The sequence below is a fragment of the Vibrio sp. Sgm 5 genome (genome assembly GCF_026241575.1).
GTDB classification, from domain to species: domain Bacteria; phylum Pseudomonadota; class Gammaproteobacteria; order Enterobacterales; family Vibrionaceae; genus Vibrio; species Vibrio jasicida.
The window spans coordinates 1-2,130 of sequence record NZ_JAPHPY010000116.1 but is presented as its reverse complement, the minus strand read 5'-3'; the positions used below and the strand labels follow the sequence as shown (position 1 = coordinate 2,130).

The 2,130-nt window shown below is 40.3% G+C and carries 2 protein-coding genes; both read right to left on the bottom strand.

Going from position 1 to position 2,130, the window contains the following annotated elements:
• Positions 1-73 precede the first annotated feature (73 nt).
• Positions 74-685 carry a hypothetical protein gene (locus OQJ86_RS26215; protein ID WP_004402684.1) on the bottom strand — a complete coding sequence of 204 codons (612 nt, stop codon included), beginning with the start codon at positions 683-685 and terminating at the stop codon, positions 74-76.
• Positions 686-1,428: 743 nt separating this feature from the next.
• Complete coding sequence (locus tag OQJ86_RS26205) at positions 1,429-1,914, bottom strand: hypothetical protein (protein WP_265992210.1); 486 nt, start codon at positions 1,912-1,914, stop codon at positions 1,429-1,431.
• Positions 1,915-2,130 lie beyond the last annotated feature (216 nt).

Here is a 2,130-nt window from a genome sequence, read left to right as displayed (position 1 = left end):
AATGAACCGCCCTGTGCGGAGCCGCATGCAGGGTGGTGTGGGGGCTGGAGGCTAGACACCTCCGGCTACCCGATTATGCCTTTACTACCTTTAGATCTCGGTGTACTTCTTGTGAATCAAACAAGAACTGCGCAAAGTATATTTCTAGATGACGTTGCAGCATTTCGTACGCGAGGTATCCGAATGCCACCAAGCTAACCAATAATAGCGAAACGTAGTCAGTAAGAGACGAATAATCTATAAACTGGGAAAGAATAGCTGGAGACATAGCAACAAAAGCCATTAAGAAATACATGACCATATAAAAATAGGTTAAGAACACTCTTTTTCGTTGAGACTCGTATTTTGGCTTAAATTTTAGCTTGGGATACTTAAGCTCATTAAACGGAATAAAGTACTTTCTACCTTTAACATAACATTTTAAAGACTTTACTGGGTTTTCGAGGCTTATAGCATATTCAATTTCCGCAGAACTTACATAACTACTACCTGCGATCGTGTAAAAGCCAAGGTCTTTTGCGTAGGGATGTAAAGTGTCGACTTCAGATAGAAAAGCTCTAGCATGTTGATACTCCGCTATCATTGCCGAGCGGCGTGTAAACTTGAATTTTAGTACACCAATCAAAGTTGCAATAATTGCTACCACTGCACTACAAACCTTTAAAATCGTGAGAATATCTTCCATTTTTTCTCCTGAGGCATAACGCCTTGCTAAGGGGTTAGCAACGCAATACCGAAGCCGCTGCATACCACCTTAATCACTAAAACCAACGCATAGTAAAAATGCCACGCGTTGCGAATCTCTCTTGAGCAGTTTGTTAGTTTGCAAACCCAAAGCGTTGATTTTAAGTCATTTTAAACTTTGCAAACAACAAACCTTATGTGTTTTGATGCATTTAAATCAGGCGTAGTTTCAAAGCGGCTATTCAATGAAACCACGTGGAACAAACAACGCCACAGAAAACGAACTCACAACACCAAAAAGCGCTTTTGGAAAACCAATCTCACAATGCGGACTTTCAACAAAGCCACTGAAACCACATGAACTTACCACACCAGAGAGAACGCCATTTCAGCGAGTAGATCGGCTTTTGCACCAACAAACTCAACGAGCAGAGTTTCAGCAAAAAAGTTCGACTCAGTTAACCCCAAAGTCACTGTACCAAAGAACAAATCAACCGTTGAAACGATGCCAATTTTGAATTTTCACCACGCTAGTTAACACTGAAATTGAACGCCGATACGACAATTTCAACTTTGAGCTTTTACCACTAGATCTTGCGATATAGCTGCGTTTTTCCTCTTGCAAACTAACGCCCTGTTAAGGTGTGAGCAACGCAATACCGAAGCTCCCGCATACCACCTTAAACACTAAATGCTACGCATAGTAAAAATGCCACGCGTTGCGAATCACTCTTAAACAGTTTGTTATGCGATTTTTATTAACGTACCACTTTTCTTTGCTAACCAATAGCCATCGCGAATTTCCTTTTTCATTGCGTTACCAAAGCTAGCGTTGAAAGGTACTAGCAAACCATCACAAACAAGCTCGTCCCAAAATGGCAAAATTGCGGTATCAACCACAGAATATTCTGGGCACATTTCTTCAATTGGCGAAGTCAGCCCTTTTACTTTATAGTACTGATTACTATCAGGATGTAAAAAAACATAACCATCTTTGTATTTTTTAAGGTAAATAAAGCGTCCATAGATAGCGTTATCGAGAGATTCTAAAAGCTCACTCGATACAGCATGGGACATATTAGCTTTTACTTCCGGAATACAATCATACAATTCGTCCCTCAAGGCTACGAAATCCGCTAAACCTTCTGGGATCTTGCCATTATTGATGTAAGTCATTACCAACTGGTATTCGAACAAAAATTTTTCCGCCAATTCACTTTCAATGAGCATGTTTCTATTATTTCCGATTAATCGCATAACGCCAAATTAAGGTGTGAACAACGCTGACACCTTACCTAAAGCATTGTGCCATAAACACTAAACTGACTTGAAGTGAGAGCGCCGAGCGTTGTGAATCACTCTTAAATTTATTGTGTACGCCCAGCATGGGCATGAACTAATGAGGTGAAAGTCCTCTGTAGGAAAATCACCATTTAATTCTCAACT

Excerpts from the sequence above, each read along its gene's own strand:
- OQJ86_RS26215 (WP_004402684.1), bottom strand. The coding sequence starts at position 685 with ATGGAAGATATTCTCACGATTTTAAAGGTTTGTAGTGCAGTGGTAGCA.
- OQJ86_RS26205 (WP_265992210.1), bottom strand. The coding sequence starts at position 1,914 with ATGCTCATTGAAAGTGAATTGGCGGAAAAATTTTTGTTCGAATACCAG.